The organism is Mesorhizobium silamurunense (assembly GCF_014843905.1).
Classification (GTDB): Bacteria; Pseudomonadota; Alphaproteobacteria; order Rhizobiales; family Rhizobiaceae; genus Mesorhizobium; species Mesorhizobium silamurunense.
In genome coordinates, this window is sequence record NZ_LPVS01000020.1 from 1 (window position 1) to 23,765 (window position 23,765).

Here is a 23,765-nt window from a genome sequence, read left to right on the forward strand (position 1 = left end):
TGCTGTCGTGAGTGAACACAATTGGTGTTGCGACGACCGCTTGAATCCGCCTTGAACGCCGCGATCGGAATGATGCACGAGGCTGCCGGGAGTGGGCTGGCGATCGGTGATGGCCATCTCGAGAGCCTCGATGGCAAGGCTTGCTCTGAGATGCGTATCCAACGCCCATCCGACCACCCGGCGGCTAAACGCGTCAAGCACAACGGCAAGGAAAGCAAACTCCTCAGCGAGATGCAGGAACGTGATATCGGCAACCCATAGCTGGTTGACCCCACTGAGGATCATGCCCCTGGCGAGGTTCGGCACGACTTGCCAACCATGCCTCGAGTTCGTCGTTGCAGGAACAAAGGGTCGCGCGCGCAGGCACAACAGATTGTCTTCACGCATGATGCGTAGAATGCACTTGTGGTTGACTTGCCACCCCTCCCGACGCAACAGGGCTCCGATCCGGCGGTAACCGTAGTGCGCGTTGCCGAGAGCCATCTTTTGAATGAGGTCTCGCAAACCTGTTTCGGCCCGACGAGGGGCCGAATCAGGAGCGCTGCTCCGACGCTGATCTTCCTCGAAGTGCCGCAAGGCTTCGCGAAAAAAATCGAGATCGAGCTGCTGTTGCCCGACTTTCTGCTCCAAATCCCTGATCCGGCGCCTGGCCTTAGTCAGAGCCTTTTCCTGAGGCGTTGGTGGATCGACTGCGCTCTGCAATTGTAAGTCCCCGTCAACTCCTCCCGCCACTCTCGCCGGCCGGCCACGCCGACGTGACTTCAGGTTTCCACGAAGCCTGAGCTGATCGCGCCACTCGTAAAGACGTTGGCGACTGATGCCAACCTCATCTGCCAACTTGCTGACGGTTTCGCCTGCCTTCATGCGCTGGAGAAGCTCCAGTTTTTGGTCCTCATCAATAACTCTTTGCCGTCCGGCCATGCCCAGTTTCCTCTCCGTGCAGGGAAACTGTCCGTGATTTTCCTTGTCTCAGTCTGGGGGTTCACTCCATTGCTGTCCGCGACTTACTGAAACCGGTGTCCGGGACGTACTGAAACACGCAATCGTGTGAGCCCTTTTCCTTGCGCCATATCTTCACCCGGCGTTGCATCGTGCGCAAAAGGAGATCGGGGTACTTCTCTGGGTACTCCGCCTGCAGACGCTCGAGCAGTTCCCGGCTCGTCCGCCACGGTTCTTCGTCAAACCAAGCCCGCAATTCGTCGGTCACTCCTGCAAGAGGATCGGGTCGCCGCCGTTCTCGCTTTTGCTTTGGTTTCAGCATCGCGGTGGGGCGGATTTCGCCCTCCTTCCACGCAGTTCGCAATCCTGAGAGGAACCGATCGAGCGCGGGGTCGGCTACGTCAAGCGCAATGCAATTGCCGGCCGCCGGTTCGAGAACTGGGCGGCGTTCGAGGCGCATCTGGACCGGTGGACGCGCGAGATTGCCGATCAGCGTGTGCAATGGCACGACCGGCGTGGCTCCTGCGGAGCGCTTTGCCGAAGAGGCCGTGGCACTTCGCCCTCTCGGCGGACGGGCGCCGTTCGGGCAGCTGCGGGACCTCGTGCGGAAGGTCCAAGCGGACTGCGCAATCGACCTGGACGCGAACAGTTACTCGGTTGCCTGGCGGCTGATCGGGGAGAGCGTCCAGGTCGTGTTGCTGGGCGGCCGCGTTATCGTGCGTCATGCGGGCGAGGTGGTGGCGGATCATGCCTTGTGCCGGGGGCGTCGACAACGCATTGTCGAGCGCGCGCATCTTGCCGGCGTGGTCGGTGCTGCTGGGCCGGTACGATCGGCGCCGGTGAGCGAGGCGACGGCGCGGCTCGATGAGGCGCTGCAGGCGTTCTTCACGCGGCGGCTTGCCGAACCCTACCCCTACCTCATTCTGGATGCGCGCTACGAGCGGATCCGCGAGGCCGGCGTGATTGCCGGCCAGGCGGTGGTGGTGGCGATCGGCGTGGATTGGGAGGGCCGGCGTCAGGTGCTCGGGGTCGAGCTGGCCAACCGAGAGAGCCGCTCGAGCTGGCGCGAGTTCGTGACAAGGCTCAAGCGTCGCGGGCTTGCCGGCGTGGAGTTTGTCGTCTCCGACGACCACCCAGGGCTCAGGGCGGCAATCCGCGAAATGCTGCCCGAGGCGGTCTGGCAGCGCTGCTATATGCACTTCCTGAGAAATGCGCTCGACTATGTGCCGCGCAAGGTCGACGACGACTGCCTGATGGAGCTCAGATGGTTCTACGACCGGTGCGACCTTGCCGAGGTCGAGCGCGATCTGGCGCATGGATCGGCAAGTGGCAGGCCAAATACCGAAACTGGTGGATTGGGTGGAAACAACATCGAGGAGACGCTGAGCTTCTATCGGCTGCCTCTACCCCATCACAAGCACATAAGTCGTCTAACATTGCTGGAGCGGCTGAATCAGGAGATCAAGCGGTGCACCCTGGTGGTCGCATCTTCCCCCACCCGCAGAGCTGTCTGCGGCTGGTTCGGGCGCTGGCCGTGGAGATCCACGAGAACTGGCTCGAGGCGACCCCTACCTCAACATGGATCATCTGTGCGAGCATAAGAAGGAGAACCTGAGGCGCTGGCCGCCTAAGCGGGCGCCACCTCCGCCGCTCCGCCAAACACGGGGGCTGGGCGGCGGACGCGCAACGTCACTGCCAAGCCATTTTGCTGAACTTGACGCACACAACTTGTAATGGTAGGTCGAGGTGTCGAACTCCATAAGCCCACGGGCCCGCCGGATCGAGTCGGCCGTGAAGAATACGGAAGCCGCTGATATCGCATAGGAATAGTCTTCTTTTCAGGCTTCCGAATTGCAGGTAACGGCCAGTTTGTGGATAGTTTTCTTGCAATTCCAGTTTGCGATTTCGCCGCCTGGCGAAGCGTGATTCACTGCTTTCATCGCAGTGAATCGGGAGCCAGGTGATGGGCAGACCACGCGAGAAGCGCGAGACGGGAGAGCAGGATCTTTTCCGCTCCAGGCTCGATCAGATCCTCCACATGAAGCACGAGCTGGTGCGCCTGGCGCAGGCGCTCGACTGGCCGGTGCTGGAGGAGCGTTTCGGTGCGGTCTATTCGGACGGTCCCGGCATGCCGCCGCTGCCGACCCGGCTGATGGCGGGGCTGGCGATCCTCAAGCACACCTTCAACCTGTCGGACGAGGTGCTGTGCGAGCGCTGGGTGGAAAACCCCTACTTCCAGTATCTGTGCGGCGAGGAGTTCTTCCGCCACGCACTGCCCTTCGACCGCTCGTCGATGACGCGCTGGCGCAGCCGCATGGGCGAGGAGCGCATCGTCGCGCTTTTGCAGGAAAGCCTTAGTATTGCGGTCAAGACCGGGGCGATGAAGCCGACCGACACGCGCCAAGTGATCGTGGACACGACCGTGCAGCCGAAGAACGTGATGTTCCCGACCGACGCCAAGCTCATCCACCGGGCCTGCGAACGGCTGGTGCGGCTGGCCAAACGGGCGGTGCTGGATTTGCGCCAGACCTATGTGCGGGTCGGCAAGCTGGCGCTGATCAAGCACCAGCGCTATGCGCACGCCAAGCAGTTCAAGCGGGCCAACGAGGCGCTTCGCAGGCTCAAGACCTATCTCGGCCGGACCATTCGCGACATCTCCCGCCAGATCGCCGGCGATGCGGAACCGGACGCGCTCTTCAAATGGTCGCTCTACCAGGCCTCCACCGTTCTCGAGCAGCGGCAGCGCCAGCGCGGCCGCAAAATCTACAGCCTGCATGCGCACGAGGTGGAATGCATCGGTAAGGGCAAGGCGCATGCGCCCTACGAGTTCGGGGTGAAGGTGTCGGTGGCCACCACGCTGAAGCGCTCAAAGGGTGGCCAGTTTGCCGTGCATGCAAAAGCGCTGCCCGGCAATCCCTAAGACGGCCACACGCTCGCAGCGATCATCCCTGACATGGAAAAGACCATCGGCAACGAGATCAGCCGCGTTCTCGCCGACGCCGGCTATCGCGGCCACAACGCACCGGAGAGCCACAAGTTCAGGGTCTTCACCGCTGGTCAGAAGCGCCGCGTGACACCGGCCATCAAGCGCCAGATGCGGCGGCGATCGGCCGTCGAGCCCGTGATCGGCCACATCAAGGCTGAGCACCGGATGGGCCGCAACTATCTCGCCGGCAAGCAGGGCGACGCCGTCAACGCCATCCTGGCCGCCGCCGGCTATAACTTCTCCCTCCTGCTCAGGTGGCTGAAGCAATTTTTGTGGCTCTTGATCGCCGCGTTCCTGAACCGGCCGAAACAGCTTGCCGCTTAGCGGTCAAGATTGTTCACGGTCGACGGATCGACACATCCCATTCTGCACATATCTCCGCCACTGCGGGGCTGGGGACCGCAAGGCTGACGCATATGGCCTTGTACTGCTATTGCACAACCTGCGGATGCCCAACTGCGTGGCGGCCAAAATCGGGCGCGTCGATATCCTGCCCCGCTTCAACGATCGAGCGGCGAATGGCGCGCGTGCGGGTGAAGAGATCGAACAGCTTGTCGCCTTCGCCCCAACGGATCGCTCGCTGCAGGGAGGCTAGATCCTCTGAAAAGCGCGCCAGCATTTCGAGTATCGCGTCGCGGTTGTGCAGGCACACGTCGCGCCACATTGTGGGGTCGGACGCGGCGAGGCGAGTGAAATCGCGGAAGCCGGAGGCCGAATATTTGATAACCTTGCTTTTTGTGACCGTCTCCATGTCGTCCGCTGTGCCGACGATGTTGTAGGCGATGATGTGCGGCAGGTGCGAGACGATCGCCAGCGTCATGTCGTGGTGCTGCGGGTCCATCGTGTCGATGTCGGAGCCGCAGCGGCGCCAGAATTCGGAGAGCTTCTCTAGCGCGGCGGAGTCGGTGCCCTCCAGCGGCGTGAAGATGCACCAGCGGTTCTCGAACAGTTCGGCAAAACCCGCATCAGGGCCTGACTTCTCCGTGCCGGCCAGCGGGTGGCCGGGGATGAAGTGTACGCCCTCCGGCACGAAGGACTGCATCTGGGCGATCACGGAGGCCTTGGTGGAGCCGACATCGGTGAGGATCGCCCCCTTCTTAAGCGCCGGTGCGATTTCCTCAGCCACGGCGCCGGAGGTACCGACGGGCACTGAGACGATGATGAGGTCGGCCCCCCGCACCGCCTCCTTCGCGTCAGTCGAGTAACCGTCGCCGAGCTTCAGCTCCTCTGCGCGCTTCAGGGTCTCGGCGCTACGAGTTGCAATGGCGATATGGCCGGCCAGCTTCTCGCGGCAGATGACGCGCGCCAGCGAAGAGCCGATCAGGCCGACGCCGACCAAGGCAATCTTTTCAAACAGGCGTTTCGACATGACTAGCTTCTCAGGAATTCGGTGAGTGCGGCGACTACGCCGCGATTGGCTTCCTCGGTTCCGACTGTCATCCGCAGCGCATTGGGAAAACGGTAGCTTGCAACGCGCCGCAGAATATAGCCGCGCGCCATGAGATAATCGTCGACCGCTTGCGGACATGCGGCTTGATTTTGTCCTGGCTGACGATCTCAAAAAACCGCCTCTCACGTTCTCAATTGCACCAATGCTCGGCGACGATTACCCTTCACCTGAGGGCACCTGCGCAGGTGCGGAGACGTGAGAGGCCGCTGATTATTCCTGTTCGATCGGAAATGGTGTTATCGACCAATCGATTGAGTCAACGGCACGCTGAAGTATTGCCTTTGTCCGATCATGGCTGGGTGAAGCGGCGATGACATGTCCGATGCAGTCTCGGTAATCGCCTTTCCTGACGATCGGCGTGTTGGGTTTGACATAGAATTTGACCTCGGCGACACCTGGTATAGCAGCCGCCCGACTGTCGCCATCGATCCAATCGAGGATGCCGTCGCTATCGGGAATCAGAAGCCGCGCGGTCGCAACATGCGAACGCCTTTTGTGCAAATCCCATTCGTCGCCGATCACGAGCTTGATGTGCTCGGTGATGACATCGATCCCGTAAGCCGCCTGGACGGTATAAGGCCCCCCACCAAGACGCGGATTGACCTCAATGACGACTGGGCCACGCTTCGTCCACCGGAGCTCAATGTTCGTTGGCCCCCAGCCAAGGCCGAGAGCTTGCAAACAGCTCAGCGAAACATCGGCGATACGCTCATGCTCGTCATCGGTCAGCGGGGCGGGAAAAGTCCCCCCACGATAGACGAAATGCGGTGGGGGGCCGAAGTCAGCGGCACCAATACCAATGACCTCATTTCCCATTATTCCAACGCAATACTGGGGGCCTTGTGCGAATTCTTCGACCAGTACCCTCGGCGAGGACTGCCATATGTGCTTCCCGCCCAACAGATAGGTCGTATATTCGGCCAACTCGTCGACATTGCGGCACAATCGGACACCGATGCTGCCGCGGCCTACAGCTGGCTTAACAACCACCGGCAGGCCGATCTCCGCGGCAGCGCGTTCTATCTCCGTCGCATTCGCTGCCACGCGAAAAGCAGGTACTGGAACGCCAGCCTCCGCGAGGAGCTGACGTTGAGTGAATTTATCGCAGCACCGTTCGATGGATGCAGGGTTCGGTCCCGGTAGCTCGAAATGCCGGCAGAGCTTGCCAACTGTCGCGTAGGCCGTCTCTTCGGCGCTGGTAATACCAGCAATGGCATAGGTCGCACGCAGCCGGGAACATTCGCGGATCAGCGCATCGAGATTGCCTGTATCAACACGAATAGCCTCAAGGCTTTCCGCCGCAAGATATTCGTACTGAGCCGGATCAGCCGCCAGGGTAATTGGATGAAGACCAAGACGCCGGGCTGCTTCGACGAATAGCAGACCGATACGCGTATGGCCCTCAACCAGGATGAGCGCTCTTCTTGCCATTGGCTTTGATCCTCCGTTGCGTGCTGTGCGGCGGTCCGAGGCTTAAAATCTGCATCAGCTCTTGCCGTGCCGGACCCCAGACTCGCGGTGAACATACCATCGTCACCGATCTGCGGTCGCAAAGATCCTGTAAATTTAGTTGAAGGATCTGTTGCGACGTTTTGGTTGCCGGCGGCGTGACCCGGAGCGTCTCAACGAATTAGGTGGGTGCGATGTTCATGGGACGCTAGTTCGACCTGTAAAAGCTTAAGCTCAATCTAATCGTCATCCGAAAGCGTCATAAGCCGAGGCGTAAAGGAGCGCTCGTGCTCAGGACCGATCGGCGGCAGATGGCATATGGACGAGACCTAGTGTGGTGAACCAGAGGCTCGTTTAAGAAGTGGCATGCATGGCGAGGGTCTTTTGGCGGAACCGGGCAATCGACTGGAGAATGTCATCGGCGGATTTGGTCCAGCGAAACGGTCTCGGCGCCGCATTGTGGTAGCGATGAACGCGGTGATCGCGTTCTCCAGTTCCTGGACGCTGCGATGAACCCCGCGCCTGATCTGACGCTCGGTCAAAAGGGCGACCCGCTCGACCTGGTTGAGCCAGGAAGCGTAGGTCGGCGTAAAATGAATGTGATAGCGCGGCCGCCTTGGCGAGCCAGGCCTTGATCGCCGGTGCCTTGTGGGTGGCGGAGTTGTCCATGATGAGGTCGTCTAATCGCGATGACTGCGTCAAGTCCTTTCGCGGCTTCTGAGATACATCTGCCGGCTGCAGGGTCGTCTTCGCGGTCGACGTGGGTCGCCGCATGATGGAGCTTCGCGGGAGAAGCCTTCAAATGTGGACGACGCACTCTGCTGAACCAGCGGTGCATCCATCAAGCAGAATGGCTCTGCCCACGTCCCGACAGATGTGGACGGCTCCCTCCTTGCAAGATGTCGAGCGGTGATTTGATCGTATCGCTTGCGTGCATATGTCCGGCCTGTTGTCGCGCTCCCAGGCTTCCAGCATCGGCAACACGATAGGAGCGAGCCCGTCCCGATCGACGAGGAGACTGCGGACATTCTTCTCGAACGTGTTTCCCTTGCCCGCGGGAACCAGCAATCCGAACGTCTTCATGATGCCGCGGATCTGATTTGAGAGTTCGGTGGTAATCCTGACCAGTCTGGTGTGTGCCGCCACGAGCGTGCGCGTCAGCATGCTGTCGAACCCCTTCACGCGCACCTCACGAAAGAACCCCACTTCTGCAAGATGCGCCAAACCGTCGGCATCGTTCGCGGCCATGTCGAGCGCTGCTTTGGCATGACGAGCATCGATGCAGATTGCCGGCAAACCCTCTTCTTCACGCAGCCATACGGATTGCGGCGCGGCGATCAAGGTGAGAGCGCAGCGTCAATCAGGATGAGAAAGCCGCCGGCGGCGATCCCTTCGGGGCATCGTTTTGTGATCGCGGTCGACCGGGTATGCCGGTGGTTTTTCCGATTTGGAGGAATCACTTTGTGCCCGGCCGCGACGTAACCGATCACCAGATGAGGCTTTTCATGAAGTTCCGGCAGACCCACACGACGGCCGTCGCGGCGGCCAAGACGTCCATCAGCACGGCCACGGCGTATCGCATGGAGAAGGAGGCGATGCTGCCTTCGCAGAGGAAGGCGCCGCGGGATCGCCGCCGACCTGATCCGCTCGCCGCCATTTTTGAAGCCGAGATCGTGCCGCTGCTCAAGGCGGCGCCCGGCATCCGGCCGGTCGCCATCTTCGAGGAGATGCTGCGGCGCCATCCCGGCTTGGGCAACGGCATTCGCCGCACCATCGAGCGTCGCGTTCGATCCTGGCGCGCGGTTCATGGCGAGGAACAGGAGATCATCTTCCGGCAGGTGCACGAACCCGGCCGCGTCGGCCTGTCGGACTTCACCGACATGAGCGGCGCCGGCGTCACCATCGCGGGGGGCAGCGCTCGATCACCGCCTCTATCGCTTCCGGCTCGCCTATTCCGGCTTCGAACATGCCCATGTCGTGCTCGGCGGCGAGAGCTTCGTGGCGCTGGCCGAGGGCCTGCAGAACGCGCTCTGGTCGCTCGGCGGAGTGCCGCGAGAGCACCGCTCGGACAGCCTGTCCGCAGCGTTCCGCAACCTGGACAGGGATGCCCGCGCAGACCTGACGCGTCGATACGAGGACCTCGTCGCCCACTACGGCATGACGGCAACCCGTAACAATGCCGGCATCGCGCACGAGAACGGCTCCATCGAAGGTTCTCACGGCCACCTCAAGCGCGCGATCCATGACGCCCTCCTGATGAGAGGGTCGCGCGACTTCGACGATCTGGCCGCCTATCGTCGCTTCGTCGACGAGATCGTCGGTCGCTGTAATGCCCGCAATTCCAAGCGCATCGACGTCGAGCGCGCAGAACTCCAGGATCTGCCTGTGCGGCGCACCTCCGATTACGAGGAAGGCTCCGTGCGGGTCACGTCATCCGGCGGCTTCACCCTGCGCAAGGTCTTCTACACCGTGCCCTCGCGGCTGATCGGCCACCGCCTCAGGGTAAGGCTCTTCGACGATCGGCTGGATATCTTCATCGGCGGAACCCAGTTCATGACGCTGCCGCGCGGGCGGGCCTCTCCTGACCAGGTCGTCAACTATCGCCATGTCATCCATTCGCTGCGCCGCAAGCCGATGGCGCTGCTGAACCTCGTCTATCGCGACCAGCTCTTTCCCCGCGAGGCGTATCGGCGAACCTTCGACATGCTCGTGGATCGTCTGCCGGAGCGGCAGGCCTGCCGCACGATGGTCGAGCTCCTCGCCATGGCACACGAACGCGGCTGCGAGAGCGAACTGGCCGATCAGTTGAATGTCGCGGTCACGACGCGGCAATTGCCCGACATGGCTGCGTTGCGCGATCGGTTCGCCCCGGATCCTTCCCGGCTGCCGAACGTCGTCGTGCATCTGGCCACGCTCGACGCCTATGAAGGCCTGATCGGCACCAGCCACGAACTCACTATGACGGGAGACGCGGCATGAAAACGAACAGCACCGTCGATGCCGCAAGGCTCAGCCTCCTCCTCAACGAACTGCGTCTGCCGGCCATCAAGGTGATGTGGCCGCAGTTCGCCGAACAGGCCGACAAGGAAGGTTGGCCCGCCGCCCGCTTCCTCGCCGCGATCACCGAACACGAACTGGCCGAACGCGATCGGCGCCGCATCGAGCGCCATCTCGTCGAAGCCCGCCTGTTGCCCGGCAAGACCCTCGACACCTTCGAGTTCGATGCAGTGCCGATGATCTCCAAGGCGCAGGTGATGGCGATCACCGCCGGCGACAGCTGGCTCGAGAAGGGCGCCAACCTGCTCCTGTTCGGCCCTCGGCCATCGGCCTTGCCCTAATTGAGAACGGATGGCGGGTCATGTTCACCCGCACCACCGATCTCGTGCAGAAGCTGCAGGTCGCGCGCCGCGAACTCGGCCTCGAAGCCGGCTCGATCGCTTCCACCTGCCTATCCTCGACGACCTCGCCTACGTCACCAAGGACCAGGCCGAGACCAGCGTGCTCTTCGAACTCATCAGCGCCCGCTACGAGCGGCGTTCCATGCTCATCACCGCCAACCAGCTGTTCGGCGAATGGGGCAAGATCTTCCCCGATCCCGCCATGACGCTCGCCGCGGTCGACCGCCTCGTCCACCACGCCACCATCTTCGAGCTAAACGTCGAGAGCTATAGGCGCCGCGAGGCGCTCGACCGAAAGAGGGGGCCCGGTCGCCCCGCGTCATACGCAACGCCAGCAAACGTCGCTCCTGATTGATGCGCCGCGACAATGAAACCGACAAACCCTTGCGCGCGACAATCAATGCCGCGATCATCACCACCGCCGCGACACAAGATTCTCATCATGATTGTCGCGCGCTTCTCTCCCAGATCGTCGCGCTACAATACGGATAGAGGGCCGGTTTCGAACACGACGCGCTTGGCGGACGGTGCACGCTTGCGGACAAGCTCGGCAATCATCTTTGGATCGGAAGCGCACTTCCCGCGCCAGATGCGCTTGCCTGATGTCGAATGGAAACCACAGTCTCTTTCATCGACAGTAGAGTAGGCGGTAAGCGCCGCGCCGCCTTTCAGCGGCCGGTTTCTCACCGCCTCTCCCCGAACCGGGCATGCGCCTTTCGTTACGCACCCAGCTCTCCAGAAGACATGGCAAAGTCAGGCGTATCCATCCATGCGAGACGGAAGCGGCAAACGAGGGGCCCAGGCGAGCATATGCTGCTCGACCATTCCCTCGCGCCAAAGCCGTCTCGTTGGCAGTCGACCACTGGGCTGGCATGAGGCCCAGATGTCACGCGACCGCGCTTTGGGGCGTTTCTTCCGCAGCCATCGCGCTATCCTCATGCCGATGTACCAGTCGAGACTGGTGAACATCCGACCGGCATAAGCTGCAGTGGCGGTAGTAGTTCGCCCCCACGCAGGATGGGATTGAGCTCCTGAAGCTTGGAGGCCAGACTGCACGGGGTGGAACTCGTTCCCGTACGTGCCTTGACCTTTCGACGCAGGTTGGCAGCTTTTGCTTTGGGAATCTCAATGCGCGGGCCATAGCCGTAGCGCTTATCCCAATGCATGATGAAGCGGAATCCGAGGAATTCGAACCCCTCCGTCATGGCGGTGACCTTCGTCTTTCCGGCGACAACTCACGGCCCATGGTCTGCTGCAGGTAGTCCGCCAGCGCGGCCTTCTCCGCGATGGCATCCTCCCGTGTGCCAGACACCAGCACCACGAAGTCATCGGCGTAGCGCACCGGCAGAAACGCACAGCGACCAGCCATACGATCCCTTCCAGCTCGTCAACGCCCGCTATGAGAAGGGCGCCATGATCCTCACCTCAAACCGCGGATTTGCCGAATGGGGCGAGGTGTTCGGCGATCCTGTCGTTGCAACCGCACTTCTTGATCGCCTGCTTCACCACGCCGTCGTCATCCAGATCGAGGGATCAAGCTACCATCTTAGACAGCACGCCGATCTCGTCCCCGAGCACGTTCGGTCAAAAGCATACATCAACCCGCCTCCGCCGCCGAAAAAAGAGCGGCCGGCCGCCAGAAGTGAGATCCGACGATCAAGATGCCGGCCGATCACCGAGCCCCTTCGCCCGCCAGTTGGGAAAATTGGCGCCCACATTCGCGGGACTTCGGTGCCCATTGACACCGCTCGACACGCAGTATTTTCACGTCGTCTTCACGCTGCCGGAACCCATTGCAGCCATCGCCTATCAGAACAAGGCGCTCGTCTACGGTCTTCTGTTCCGAGCCACCGCCGAGACGCTGCGCACCATCGCCGCCGATCCCAAGCACCTGGTCACAGAGATCGGCTTCTTCGCGGTGCTGCACAGCTGGGGCCAAAACCTGCTGCACCACCCCCACCCGCATTGCGTCGTCCGGGGATTCTCGCCCGACGGCACGCGATGGATTGCCTTGCAAGCCCGGCTTCGTCATGCCCGTCCGCGCGCTCTCACGCCTATTCCGGCGGCTGTTTCTGGAACACCTGGAAAAAGCCTTCGCGACCGGCGAACTGCAGTTCTTCTCTGACTTGCAGGCCCTGAGCGAGCGTAACGCCTTCCGGCGCTGTCTGGCGCCCTTCGAAAGGCCGGGTTTTCTCGGCAATCGCCGTCGCGCGCAAAAGCTCGCCCGCTGCCTGGTCGGCATGCCGGCTCCCGAGCCATCGTCGAGCCGATCGACAAGGATTATCGCGACCGCTACAAGGACCTTATCGGCCACTCGATGGTGCCACCGGACCCCCGCCATACTGTGATACATCATGAAAGCAGCGCTCAGCTTTCATCATCACCCTATCGCACGGGCCGTTCGGCTGGAGAACCGGACCGCTCCCGCGAAGGTGCGCGCCTTCACCTCCTGGCCGCCTCTCCGGCAGGGGGCGGCGCCGGTCCTCACTTTGCCGGAATCGATATCCGTGTCGCTTCGGCGCATGCGACCCCTGCATTCGCCGCGTCCGACCGCATCCTGCGCCCACGCGATGCCTGTTCCCGGGTGCGGCCTCAATTGAGCCCATAGCGGCCACCCGTGCCGGCGGCTTAGTCCAACTCGTTTTTAGCTAACCGTCGCAATCCACCGCAGCGCGCTCTCGCCACTGCCTTCCTGCGCGACGCCAAGCTAAAAACGCTCTGCATAATCCGGAACGCTACTTGCACCAGACCCGGAAGGCGACGGGAAAGGAGACACCCACTATCTATCTTCCAGCCAAAACGATTGAGGCGCGCGACCCAGGCAACGCAAAATCGCGGTTAACTATGACAGAAAAGAAGCGTGGCAGCTGCAACCTGCCCGACTACAATGAAGGATCGATCATGTCTGAAACCACTGTCCTGCCGCTCGAACAGTTCGACCAGGCCGAATGGCGCCGGCTTTGGAACGCCTATCTCGACCAAACGAAGCTGCCGGAGGAGGTCTGTCAGCTCACATGGAAACGCCTGTCAAAACCGGGCGAGTTCGAGCCGAGCGGTTGGCTTGCGGTTCTCGACGGCAAGCCGGTTGGGCTGGTTCACGCGGTCCTACACCGAACCTGTTGGGCGGAAAAGAACAGTTGCTATCTGCAGGACCTCTACGTCGACCCAGAGCTGCGTGGACAGGGCGTCGGCCGGGCGCTGATCGAGCAGGTGTACCGATATGCCGACGAGATTGGGGCTGACAGCGTATACTGGTACACGCATGAGACCAACACTACCGCCCGTCGCCTGTATGATCGAATTGGCAAGCGGTCCGGGTTTATCCAATATAGCCGGTGAAGCTTCCTCTCGGTTCAATTGTCGCCGCCATCCTTGTGCCGGAAATTCTTCATCGCAGGGCCCAAGCTTCGATCAGCATCCGTCCATGGAGAAATGCACAGACGAGAGCAGCAGCTTTACCCGATGTTGCGCCGGCGCCGCACGCAGAAACTTCACCGCCATCTCCTCTTCCAGAAAAGCGTCTCGGTTGGTGAAGCTCGAACGTCGCAGGCCGGGTCGTCAACATCAGTCGCACGAACTAGTACCTCTGCACAGAGAATTTGATGGGTTCGCTGGGTTGTAGCCTGGGTAGGCTTTCGGGTTCGACGAGCAGTTCGATGCTGCGCGCGAAGCCCGGTTGCCTGCGGATCAATCCGGCACGCTCGAGGGTGAGCACCATCTGATGGACGGAAGGCGCGGTGACGCCGAAGAAGCGCTGCATGTCGCGTTCGTCCGGCGAGCGACCGTTGAGGAGGCCGGGCGAGATGCTGGCCCTCTTTTCGGTGAAGCGGGGTCGATCTGGCAGCTTTGCGTCAAGTAATTGATTCATTTCTGATTCTTGCGGAACCTCCGCAAGCGAAGGAGGCCATCCGGATGAATGTACGCTATCGCGTCGATCTCGACCAACCCGAACGCGACGAACTCGTGAGCATGCTGCGCAGCGGCAAGCATCCGGCGCGCAAGCCCAAGCGGACCCAGATCCTGCTCGCCGCCGACACGGGCCAGAGATCGCCAGCGCCTGATGGCGCTCGTCAAAGACTGCAATGCGCCGCAGAAGCATGTCTGGCGCGCCAAGATCATTCTGTTGAGCGACGATGGCGTCGACACCGTCGACGTCATGCCGCAGACCGGCAAGGAGCGCTTCGCCTCGGAAGGCTTCGACGGGCTGTTGCACGATAAGACGCGGCCCTCGCGTATTCCGTCGCTTGAACCCGAAGTGGCCGAGCGCATGGTGGCGCTGACGGTGCAGGACCCGCCGGGCGAGACCACGTACTGGGCCGCCGATATGATGGCGCAAGCCGCCGGTATCAGTGCCAGCGCGGTGCGCCGCGAGCTATGGCGGAAAATGGGTGATGAGAGTTTGAAAGGGCTGCGTATCGAGGCGGGTGATTGAAGCCTCCCAAGGAGAGCGATACGCCATGAACGAGACTATCAACATTGTGCGCCTTCGTCAGCCCGACGAAATCGATGATCCCCCTGACAGAAGTGCTTCGCAGCGGCGCGCGCAAATTACTTGCGCAGGCGATCGAGATGCAAGCCAAGGCCTCCAGGCACCAAGCACCAGCGATGCGGGGTGCACAAGACAGCCAACGTGCTCAACAAGGTGCCGAAATCGGTGCAGGCCGCCATGAAGACGGACTTGCGCGAAATCTTTTCCGCCGCGAACCGAGTCACCGAGCCTCAGACGAGACGGCGATCACCGTCTTTGTCGAAAAATATGATGCGAAATACGGCAAGGCCGTCAACTGCCTGACCAAAGATCAGAATGCCTTGTTGGCGTTCTACGATTTCCCCCGAGCATTGGGATCATCAGCGGACGTCGAATCCCGATCGAGAGCATCTTTGCCACCGTTCGCGATCGCACGGTGCGCACTAAAGGCTCCCCATCATCGAAGACCGCCAGGCTGATGGTCTTCAAACTGGTAAAGGCCGCCGCCAGGACCTGGCGACGATTGCAGGGACAAAATCAGTTGCCGAAACTCATCGCAGGGTGCCAGATTCCAAGGATGGAATCGAGATCATCGAACTGAAGCCGCAGAGCGCCGCTTGATCAGGCTCGTCACTCAAGTTCCAGCATAGCTCTGCGCCGTATCTGATAGGCGCACGGCCGTCGCCACCGCTGGCGGCAGTTCAAGCTGTCCAACGTCCGCTGTTTCGTCAACAAGCTGCGCGACGTCGTCGGGCTCTATGTCGATCCGCCGGCCCACGCTATCGTGCTCTCTGTCGACGAGAAGACCCAGATCCAGGCGCTAGACCGCACCCAGCCCGGCCTGCCCATGAAGAAGGGAAGGCTCGGCACCATGACCCACGATTACAAGCGCAATGGTACGACCACCCTGTTTGCTGCCCTCAACGTGCTCGACGGCACTGTCATTGGCCGCAACATGCAACGTCACAGGCATCAGGAGTTCTTCCGCTTCCTCAACGCTGTAGACGCCGAACACCGGCAGGCAAGGCGTCCACGTCTCCTCGACAACTACGCCGCTCACAAGCATCCCAAAGTGCGTGCCTGGCTCGATCGCCAAGAGTGATATGCAGATGGTTGATCCAGCTCTTATCCGCGGGTTGGTTACCGCACTTCCGTTCCTCTTGGCTTTCCCTGTCTAGGTTCAGTTCGGGCGTGGGTGCGGATGCCCAGCCACATGGTGAGGACGGGAATCCCACCGTGACCACATCCCGTCTCTGTGCTGCCCGATGTTTGCGCCGGATTGAAGCTCCTCATTTGCTTCGATCCGGCGGCGGCCGTGCGAGCGACGTGTTTGGGAGTAGCTCGAGTTTCGAGGCAGAAGTGCAGGACATCGTCAGCGCACCGGTTCGACCCGGTGGCCGATAGCCCATAGAAAGGCAGCCATCTCACGCGCGATCGCCGCAACCACGATGGCCGCCTTCTTGCCGGCCGCTGTCATGCGGCGGTAGCGGGCACAAAGCCGCGTCTCCGCCTTCCAGGCTATCTCGCGCACAACTTTCGGCAGGCCCTCGAGGCGGATGCGAATGGTCTCCGTCACCCTTGGCTGGATGGCGGTAGCCCCAGGCATCTCTACTAGCACGCGGAGCGCGCGGTTACCGGCCAGCGTCAAGCCGCCGCGCTTGACCGTATCGCCGGTCGACCGCTCAGACGGCAAAAGAACGTTATCTTCATTCATGGCCCGTCCTTCCTTTGCTTGGGGCTCGGCTCGGCACTTCCGAGCAACCCCCGTTTGCTATTCAGCCGCAAAGACTATGGGCGGGCCGCCAATCACACCACGGTCATAACGTCTAGGAGCCACCGACTCAACCAACTTCCGCAAGCGCAGTCAGGGCGTCGGTCCGCCAACATAAACGCCGGCGAGTTTCTCATCAACCACGCCGTCATTGCCGCTGCACCATCAATTGGGCCGTACGAACGGAGGCCCTCCCGGCTTAAGGCGCATCCCTGGCCGCAGTCGCTTCCATGGGAGTTCCGACGGGTCAGCGGCCACCGGACCTGGTGCCTTTGCGATGAGTACTGTCTCTGTAATGGGACCGAAATCAGCACGAAAATGGACGGAACTCTTGTTGACGAGAATGCTCATACTCTCGGGCTCTATACCGGCCATGCGATAGAGGTTTCGGTCGTTCATGGGCGCCTTTTCACTGCTGACAATAGTCCTAACCCCTCCGATTCGAAGACACACTGTTAACCCCACGTTTATTTCTGTACCTCGCATCATTGGCCCCCCAAGGACGCATCTACCGTCGCATATGGCTTCAACGACAAAGTCTCCTTCGAACGGTGAATCTCCTTGAACGCCTGATGTGCCGCCCAAGGACAATCTCACGACGTTACCAACACCTGCTTTAGCGCTTCGGATAGCCGCTGATGGATCGCAGATAAGGCCCAGCGCAGCATTGATCGCCCCGTTTCGAACAAGCGCGCGCAGCATTCCTGTTGTGTTTGAATCTCCACCACCATGAGGGTTGTCTTGGGTGTCAGCGATCAGAACCGGTTTCTCGCTGGATGCGGCAACTTCGATCGCTTGTTTGACTGCATCGTCAGGAGAAAGAAGTTGGACGGCCCAATTTCGCTCCTGCGCGACAATAGTCAGATAGAGTTGATCTACCACACCCTCAGCAGTAAGCTGATCTGTAGCATAAGCCCATACCACTGGACCGCATTCGTCAAAATCCGCAGCAGGAAACCCAGGAGTGAATGAGCAGGAGAAAATCTTCACTTCGTTTCCTATTCGACGAAGGTCTTGAAAAACAGCTTTGGCGGGCTCCAAAAGTGTACACATCCCATTGAGTGGAATTAGGAATGGTATTCTGCGAAAGGCTCTGTGCATGCTATTCGGTTCGTTTGTCAGCCTTGTCAATAGCCGAGCTGTTGCTCGTCCAGTTTCTGCCATATCGATGTGTGGATACGTGCGATATCCGACGAGCCCATCTGATAAGGACAACATCCTTTCGGTGACGTTTGCATGGAAGTCAACGGATCCAACTATTGGCGTGTCGCTTCCTACTATGCTTCTCAGACGCTCGATCAATTCCCCCTCTCCGTCGTCGAGATGCTCGGCCACCATTGCGCCGTGCAGATCCAAATAGATTGCATCAGGCGTCAACCGCAAGGCAGCATTGGTAATCTCGGAAGCAATAGATTCATAGGTATCGCGTGTGACGTGGGCAGATGGGCACGCGGCGGCCCACAGAACCGGAATGAGTTCGTGGCCGCTTGCCTGTATTTCATTGATAAATCCGCCTGCCGGGATATTTATGTCCCTCAGAGAAAGAACGTCGTCGCCACGCTTCAGGGAGGGGAATCCCTCCCCGCGAAGGAAATTGTCATAAGTCGCTTTTGAGGGTGCAAAGGTGTTAGTTTCGTGCTGGAAGCCTGCTACCAATATACGCATGATGTTTCCCGTGGTAGTTTGTGGCATCAGCTGATGAGTCTATAACTCGATCCAGCAAGTGTGCTCGTGGCGGAAATCGACGCTGCCGACAGCATTTCCTCAGTTCATTCAGATCTAGGGGATAACTTCATCGAGCGGCCAAATTGGACGACGCACATGGTGGTATGCTGGCCGCATCGAAGCACTTAACATTGCACCTCCGTCCACCATGATAACTTCGCGCGCGATTGGCTCGAAAGCCGCCCTGAAATGATGAGACGACTTCAGCGCAATAGTTGTGCAGTGAAACGGATCTACGCCGAGCGAGGTAAGTTGCGCAAGGTCTACTGCTTGACCATTGTTCGAAGTTACCACGACGTCGATCCCTCCTATGCGCACCAGCATACTTAGCCCAAAGGTGTTCCAGGCGCCCCCGCCAAGGAATGAAGGCCCGAAGCAGCGGAAGTGGCCGTCAGTTATAGACACGATCTGCCCCTGCACCTCAAGCGGACCTCCACCCATTTCTGGGGCGTATTTGCCGCCTAGCAGGATGCGCCCTTTATTTCCCACACCGATGGCAATGCCTGCCTGAACCGCCGCGGGGTCGAAGATTGCATGGAAAGCGGCGTTTTGGAGATCGGCTGCGATCATAGCGCGCAGAAAATTCGTGGCGTCGCCGTAAGCGCCGCCACCGGGGTTGTCGCTGTTGTCTGCGATCACCAGAGGCTTATCAGCGCTACTTTCGCCGGATTTGGCGCGTTCTACCGCCTCAGCGATGCTGGCGCCCATCCACGGAGAAGAGACAAACTCACGCGTTTCCCACGCGTAGTCCATGAATTGTTCAGCAATACGGCGCGCCTCGGCGGTATCGCCATCCACCGTGACCGTGACGCTGGGCCCGGCGTCATGAACGTCACTCAATGAAAACCCAGCGCAGACGCTTACCACAAGCGCCTTGCCAAATGCTTCAAGCGCCTCGCCGCGGTCGATAAGCTCTCGCATTGGGCCAACCTGCGTCCGCCCCCCATCGAGGCCGCCCAGCATCGGCCGTTTGGCGATTACGGTTTTGGGATGGATCTCGCGACGAAGAGCTCGGTCAAGTAGCTCGGCGCCTTGCCAGGCACGTTCATAGTAGTCGATATGCGGATACGTGCGGACAGCAATCAGTGCTGAAGCGTTGGCCGCCATCTTCTCCGTAACGTTGGCGTGCAGATCAAGCGTGACAACAATCGGAGCGTCGGGGCCGAGCAGGGTACGCAACCGAGCGAGGATTTCGCCCTCAGCATCCTCATAGCCCTCAGCAACCATCGCACCGTGCAGTTCGAAGAGTGCGCCATCACAGCCTGCGGCACCTGCAAGGAACCAGGCGCAGAGCTGCGCAAACGCTTCCTTCGTCACCGCGCCTCCAGGGGTGGCCTTAGCGACAAGCGGATGAGACAACATCCAGCCGAATTTTTCCGCTGCCTCAAACATCGCGCCCAGTGTGGTGCGCGTGCCGCACAGCGCCGGCGGAATCTCGTCGCCCAGCAGCAATCCCAACGCTCGGAAATGTTTGAGCGTAGTCGGTATTCTATTGAAGCTGTTTGTTTCTTGGCTTATGTGGCCGGTGAGAATGCGGTAGGTCATAACCACGGTTTCCAGTCCGAACGGCACGTGCTGCGCGGCTGTTGATTTTCATGCACCGTTGAAGGACAGCCCCCAATCCCAGACGCCCTTCCAACGCGACAGTGCGAAAACGATAGCGCTTTGCGGGGCAGGCTTGCGTCAAAATGAGCCGAAAACTGAAATGCAAGCGCCACAATGTGGGTGAAAAGGAAATGTCCGCGGTATTGCAGTCCGAAACTGGCCAACCGGCTGCGTTCACAACTGTGGAGCCTGAGCCGCCATGTAGCATTCCGTTTTCTTAAACTCAGTTCCTTTTTGGAAACCTTTTTCTTCGCGCTCTGGAACGGCTCTGGCATTGATCATTTCCCAGCCAACGTCCGATGTTGCAACTGAATCCGAAGTCGCGTATCGGTAGGCTAAACTGGCTCGCTAGAAGTCACCGCTTGCACAACGGAAGACGCGGCCGTTCGCACCGGGCAACCAGAGGCGGCAGTTCGTGTCGCAAGCGAAGTGGAAAGAGGCGTTTGGCAGGGAGTGCCTACTGCGACACAGGACGGCCGTCGCGACTCGACCTGCGCCAGCCTGAGCTGGCTTTAACCCGGCGCCCCGAATTTCGGGACACGCGCGGCATCGGCACGCTTCCCCCTGCCCAGCCCACGCATCACTCGCACTTGGGCGCAGGCAAGGGTATGGCGCGGGTTACTCTCTCGGGAAGAGCCGGGGGCGGGAAATCCGCCCGCCTGAATCTGTGAGGGCGCTTTACCGGGAGGGCCGGTGCTGCGCACCGGTCTAGGAGCCTGCGTTAGAGAGAGATGGTGGTCGAGTAGCTCAGCCATTCGGCTTTCGTCTCGAACTCCGACCAGTCCATGCGACCGACTCTTCTGGCTAGGCCTCTCAGACAGCGCAGCCATGTCCGACGCACTTCCCGGTCGAACCCGTTCAGCGCGCGGTAGTTGTGCGGTCTGCCGTATTAGCCGTAATGTCGACGCAGAACGGCAGCGAGCAAAAACTCGTGCTGCGTGGCGCGTGCATGAACCGCCAAGACAAGCATCCTTTTGCAACCCGTCAGCTTGGGCGTCAGAGGAATCGGCCGTCCCGGGTCCGCCCAAGAAAGTGGATGAAGCCCAGAAAGGCGAAGGTCTCGGGTCGCTGCTCGCCGATCCGCTGCAGGGGGAGGGCCGCGAACCGGCCAAACTTGATCCGCCGTGTCTTGCCGTTATAGCGCGTCATGGGCTTTGAGAAGAAGGCAGATGCAGAGGAGATGCTGCTGGCCCTCAGGACGCGGCTGGCCAGCTTTGGTCTGAGCGAATAGTTAGCGTAGCGCACTCACTATCGCTGCATCCGCAAGACGCCCGAGACGCCGGCGCGGGCCGCCGAGGCGGCAGCGGAGCGGCTTGTATTCGACAAATACACGGTCGGGGATCGCAGCATCGGCGCCATCGCCCGGCTGTTGCCGGAAATGGCATGCAGTCCGCGCGGCTGAGCCCACGAAGAAGCGGCGGAACCCCTCGACCGCGACCTCGCACGCATCAGCAAGAGCATGGAACGCCTGGTGACTGCCTACCAGGAAGACCTCCTGTCGCTGGATGAACTCCGATGCCCGAACGCCCGAACCGCGGGCCCGCGACAGGGGCTGAGGGTCGAGCTGCAGGCGAGCCTCGATCACGCCGCCGAACCATGGCGGTCCTGCGTTTGACCGAACATCGACCGCTTTTCTGGAGCGCCTGCGCGAATCAGCGGAAACTTTGGACATCAGCGACCGCCAGCGGGTCCGCCTGCTCGTCAAGGACGTCTTGGTCGACGACGACACCATCACAATCCGCCGCTCGATCCCCGTGCAATCGACCACGCTTCGACCGGCAGCGATGCGCTACCCTGCAACGGCAAAGCGACGATGCCCGACCGAAGTTACCTATTGCGATCAGGGAGTAATCAGCCCGCTCCTCGCCAACATCTTCGTCCACTACGTCCACGACCCCTGGGCATTTTCGCCAAACACGCGGTTGCGTTCTGATCGTGCGCTCCTTGCGGCAATGATCCCGATCTCGAGGTGGCTTCGTCGCGCGGCCCTCCATGCGCGCACGTAAGTTCTCAACGGTTTGCGACCTTCACGAAGGCTGGGGCATCAGGCGCACATCATGGATATGTTCCGCATAATTGCCGCTGCATCGGCGGCACATGTGAGCCTGGGACCAAACATTAAATCGCCAAAACGCTCCGTGCCGCATTGCCCGTGGCCGAAACGCTACATAGATTCTTCAACTCAATTTACAGAAGCTTTACACCGCAAATCGCCGCTAATGGTATCTTCCGGAAGTTGGTGTCTTATACCAAAGAAAGCTGCCGTCAACTTCCGCTCGACCGCCGCTGCACGGGCGCGGGAGTCAGGGCCGACAGCACGGCGAGAAGAAAACTCGTATTGGGTGCGGATCATAAAGCGCAACGGAGACGAAAATGCCTCTCGAAATTTCATTCCTATTCGGCGGTATCTCGAGCGAGTATGACGCGTCCATCTCATCGTTGACGCACATCATTTCATCGTTCCTAGTTGTTCCTCACGAACAACGGCCGTTCTCGGTGAAGAATATGTATCATATTAGCAGGGATGATGGTCTTGTTCGAACAATTCCCTTCCACAGTGCTTTCACAATTGCGGAGTTGCAGACATATATTTCAGGTCCAAGCAAAATTCCTGGACGCGCTCTACTCTCTTTCTTTGATGAGTCGTACAATGAATATATAGTGAACTTGCTAACGGGACAGTTTGGAGAAGATGGAGGCGTCCAGACGATTGCCTATCTCTCAGGTATAGAGGGAACGTTCGGCGACCCACAGACTGCTTCTTTAACGATGAATAAGTATGCGATGTCGTCATTCGTTTCATCGATATTGACCGACGAAGTGGTTCGGGTGCCTGATACGGAGATAGTGAACTATAGAAATTTTTCGCGCTTACGGGATATCTCTCGGTCGCTCCGATTTCCAATTGTGATCAAGCCAAATTCGCTCGGCTCGTCATTGTTTGCGACGCTAGTCCACGAGTCTTCCGCTGCATATGCAGAAATATTTCGCACTGTGGGTAACATATTGGAATATGATAGCACTGCCCTGTTGCAACAGTTCGTTCCAGGAGATGAATATTCATGCGGGTGCCGCACTGCCCTGTTGCAACAGTTCGTTCCAGGAGATGAATATTCATGCGGGTGCGTAGTAACCTCGCGTGGTGTATCGATTCTTCCCGTGGCAAAGATTGATACGAATGGTAATTTCTTTGGTTACGACGAAAAGTCTGACGATAACTTGTCAGAAATTAACATTATAGATATCGATAATCCGATATCAAAAAGAATTAAAGAAATCACCAGATCTATTGTTTTCGCTGTCGGCATATCTAATATGGCGAGACTTGATTTCCGTGTGGATTCGAATTTAGAAGTCTGGTTTTTAGAATGCAATTCTATCCCATATCTAGGAGAAAATGGGTTGTATGCGAGGATGCTCCGAGAGAGCAATATGAGTATTTTAGACTTGATTTCAATCATATCCTCTAAATCAAAGTCATTTGTGAGAAAACCTCACATGATTCAGTAGAACTGGCGGCCTCGCCTTCGCAGTGTGAGGACCGGTGATGGGTTGGGACGTGGTCACTAAGGACCCGCTTGCTTCTGCCGCGGGTCGCGGGCGTCCCTGCGCGACGGCCAGCCCTCGTAAGGCGTAGCCGGGATTCGATATTGGCCGGCCTCAGGCATCACCACCGCCAATGAGGCGTTTGCGGTCAAGCGCATTGGTCAAGCGCATTTATGTCGTAACCGCCCGCTTGTCACCGCCTGCCGGCTATCGTCGTGATGGCCTAAGACACGTGTTTAACGACGTCGTTTGCGACGTGTCTTAGGCGAGGTTTGCGATGCGTGTGGAAATTCTTGGGCAGGAACGGCGGAGTCGATGGGTTGATGAACAGAAGCTCGACATTGTCATGTCGGTTGGGGTTTCTGGCGATATGGTAACGGCGGTGGCTCGGAACAGAAGACCGTAGACGAGCGCCTTGTTCTGATAGG

The 23,765-nt window shown here is 59.7% G+C and carries 14 protein-coding genes and 14 pseudogenes; 13 read left to right on the forward strand and 15 right to left on the reverse strand.

Annotated elements, in window-relative coordinates; genetic code table 11:
- Positions 1-921, reverse strand: a 921-nt coding sequence (locus AU465_RS04910; RefSeq protein ID WP_192244552.1) for an IS3 family transposase, incomplete at its 3' end; no start/stop codon positions are given.
- 61 nt (positions 922-982) lie between these two features.
- Positions 983-1,339, reverse strand: a pseudogene (locus AU465_RS04915) (hypothetical protein); the annotation flags it as partial.
- Here AU465_RS04915 and AU465_RS36260 point away from each other — a divergent pair.
- The 3 genes and pseudogenes from AU465_RS36260 to AU465_RS04930 form a co-directional block, all read left to right on the forward strand.
- Positions 1,322-1,775, forward strand: a pseudogene (locus AU465_RS36260) (Mu transposase domain-containing protein); the annotation flags it as partial. The pseudogenes AU465_RS04915 and AU465_RS36260 overlap by 18 nt on opposite strands.
- Before the next feature lie 3 nt (positions 1,776-1,778).
- Positions 1,779-2,540: an IS256 family transposase gene (locus AU465_RS35910; protein WP_312891204.1), complete on the forward strand. Its 762-nt coding sequence runs from the start codon at positions 1,779-1,781 to the stop codon at positions 2,538-2,540.
- A 362-nt stretch (positions 2,541-2,902) separates the two neighbouring features.
- Positions 2,903-4,249, forward strand: a pseudogene (locus AU465_RS04930) (IS5 family transposase).
- Positions 4,250-4,355: 106 nt separating this feature from the next.
- Here the strand turns inward: AU465_RS04930 and AU465_RS04935 are convergent.
- From AU465_RS04935 to AU465_RS04955, 5 genes and pseudogenes are all read right to left on the reverse strand, one after another.
- The gene (locus tag AU465_RS04935) at positions 4,356-5,294 is read right to left on the reverse strand and encodes a prephenate/arogenate dehydrogenase family protein (protein ID WP_192244554.1); all 939 of its coding nucleotides are present in this window, start codon (positions 5,292-5,294) and stop codon (positions 4,356-4,358) included.
- Positions 5,295-5,296: 2 nt separating this feature from the next.
- Positions 5,297-5,437, reverse strand: a pseudogene (locus tag AU465_RS04940) (histidinol-phosphate transaminase); the annotation flags it as partial.
- Positions 5,438-5,585: 148 nt separating this feature from the next.
- Positions 5,586-6,806, reverse strand: a complete 1,221-nt coding sequence (locus AU465_RS04945) for an ATP-grasp domain-containing protein (RefSeq protein WP_192244556.1) — start codon at positions 6,804-6,806, stop codon at positions 5,586-5,588.
- 372 nt (positions 6,807-7,178) lie between these two features.
- Positions 7,179-7,499, reverse strand: a pseudogene (locus tag AU465_RS04950) (transposase); the annotation flags it as partial.
- A gap of 216 nt (positions 7,500-7,715) precedes the next feature.
- Positions 7,716-8,153: pseudogene (locus AU465_RS04955) on the reverse strand (IS110 family transposase); the annotation flags it as partial.
- 134 nt (positions 8,154-8,287) lie between these two features.
- Here AU465_RS04955 and istA point away from each other — a divergent pair.
- Together istA and istB are read left to right on the forward strand one after the other, a co-directional pair.
- Positions 8,288-9,803, forward strand: a pseudogene (gene istA, locus AU465_RS04960) (IS21 family transposase).
- A pseudogene (gene istB, locus AU465_RS04965) lies at positions 9,800-10,577 on the forward strand (IS21-like element helper ATPase IstB). Before istA ends, istB begins: the two co-directional pseudogenes overlap by 4 nt.
- A gap of 128 nt (positions 10,578-10,705) precedes the next feature.
- On the opposite strand, the pseudogene AU465_RS36265 reads toward istB, so the two are convergent.
- Both AU465_RS36265 and AU465_RS36275 read right to left on the reverse strand, forming a co-directional pair.
- Positions 10,706-10,854 (reverse strand): annotated as a pseudogene (locus AU465_RS36265) (IS110 family transposase); the annotation flags it as partial.
- 569 nt (positions 10,855-11,423) lie between these two features.
- Complete coding sequence (locus AU465_RS36275) at positions 11,424-11,591, reverse strand: hypothetical protein (RefSeq protein WP_246505876.1); 168 nt, start codon at positions 11,589-11,591, stop codon at positions 11,424-11,426.
- A gap of 8 nt (positions 11,592-11,599) precedes the next feature.
- Between AU465_RS36275 and AU465_RS04975 the strand changes: the two are divergent.
- The 3 genes and pseudogenes from AU465_RS04975 to AU465_RS04985 form a co-directional block, all read left to right on the forward strand.
- Positions 11,600-11,851, forward strand: a pseudogene (locus tag AU465_RS04975) (ATP-binding protein); the annotation flags it as partial.
- A gap of 118 nt (positions 11,852-11,969) precedes the next feature.
- Positions 11,970-12,830, forward strand: a pseudogene (locus AU465_RS04980) (IS91 family transposase); the annotation flags it as partial.
- 293 nt (positions 12,831-13,123) lie between these two features.
- On the forward strand, positions 13,124-13,561 hold the full coding sequence (locus AU465_RS04985) for a GNAT family N-acetyltransferase (protein ID WP_192244574.1): 438 nt from the start codon (positions 13,124-13,126) through the stop codon (positions 13,559-13,561).
- A 238-nt stretch (positions 13,562-13,799) separates the two neighbouring features.
- Here AU465_RS04985 and AU465_RS04990 read toward each other — a convergent pair whose 3' ends face one another.
- Positions 13,800-14,090, reverse strand: coding sequence for a LexA family protein (locus AU465_RS04990; protein WP_192244558.1), 291 nt, complete (start codon positions 14,088-14,090; stop codon positions 13,800-13,802).
- A gap of 192 nt (positions 14,091-14,282) precedes the next feature.
- On the opposite strand from AU465_RS04990, the gene AU465_RS37695 reads away from it, so the two are divergent.
- The 3 genes and pseudogenes from AU465_RS37695 to AU465_RS05005 all read left to right on the forward strand — a co-directional run.
- The gene (locus tag AU465_RS37695; protein ID WP_376774818.1) at positions 14,283-14,654 is read left to right on the forward strand and encodes a hypothetical protein; all 372 of its coding nucleotides are present in this window, start codon (positions 14,283-14,285) and stop codon (positions 14,652-14,654) included.
- Between the two features lie 153 nt (positions 14,655-14,807).
- A pseudogene (locus AU465_RS37700) lies at positions 14,808-15,311 on the forward strand (transposase); the annotation flags it as partial.
- Between the two features lie 64 nt (positions 15,312-15,375).
- Positions 15,376-15,783: pseudogene (locus AU465_RS05005) on the forward strand (transposase); the annotation flags it as partial.
- 279 nt (positions 15,784-16,062) lie between these two features.
- Here AU465_RS05005 and AU465_RS05010 read toward each other — a convergent pair.
- The 5 genes and pseudogenes from AU465_RS05010 to AU465_RS05030 all read right to left on the reverse strand — a co-directional run.
- Positions 16,063-16,386, reverse strand: a pseudogene (locus AU465_RS05010) (IS110 family transposase); the annotation flags it as partial.
- 240 nt (positions 16,387-16,626) lie between these two features.
- On the reverse strand, positions 16,627-18,129 hold the full coding sequence (locus tag AU465_RS05015) for a M81 family metallopeptidase (protein WP_312891205.1): 1,503 nt from the start codon (positions 18,127-18,129) through the stop codon (positions 16,627-16,629).
- A 111-nt stretch (positions 18,130-18,240) separates the two neighbouring features.
- On the reverse strand, positions 18,241-19,731 hold the full coding sequence (locus AU465_RS05020) for a M81 family metallopeptidase (RefSeq protein ID WP_192244562.1): 1,491 nt from the start codon (positions 19,729-19,731) through the stop codon (positions 18,241-18,243).
- A 1,056-nt stretch (positions 19,732-20,787) separates the two neighbouring features.
- Positions 20,788-20,940, reverse strand: a complete 153-nt coding sequence (locus tag AU465_RS05025) for a hypothetical protein (protein ID WP_192244564.1) — start codon at positions 20,938-20,940, stop codon at positions 20,788-20,790.
- A gap of 82 nt (positions 20,941-21,022) precedes the next feature.
- Positions 21,023-21,463, reverse strand: coding sequence for a hypothetical protein (locus AU465_RS05030; protein WP_192244566.1), 441 nt, complete (start codon positions 21,461-21,463; stop codon positions 21,023-21,025).
- Between AU465_RS05030 and AU465_RS05035 the strand changes: the two genes are divergently transcribed.
- Both AU465_RS05035 and AU465_RS05040 read left to right on the forward strand, forming a co-directional pair.
- Entirely contained in the window at positions 21,456-21,797 is a 342-nt protein-coding gene (locus AU465_RS05035) for a hypothetical protein (protein WP_192244568.1), read from the forward strand. The two genes, AU465_RS05030 and AU465_RS05035, sit on opposite strands and share 8 nt — an antisense overlap.
- A 367-nt stretch (positions 21,798-22,164) precedes the next feature.
- Entirely contained in the window at positions 22,165-23,301 is a 1,137-nt protein-coding gene (locus AU465_RS05040) for a D-alanine--D-alanine ligase family protein (RefSeq protein ID WP_192244570.1), read from the forward strand.
- Positions 23,302-23,765: the final 464 nt, after the last annotated feature.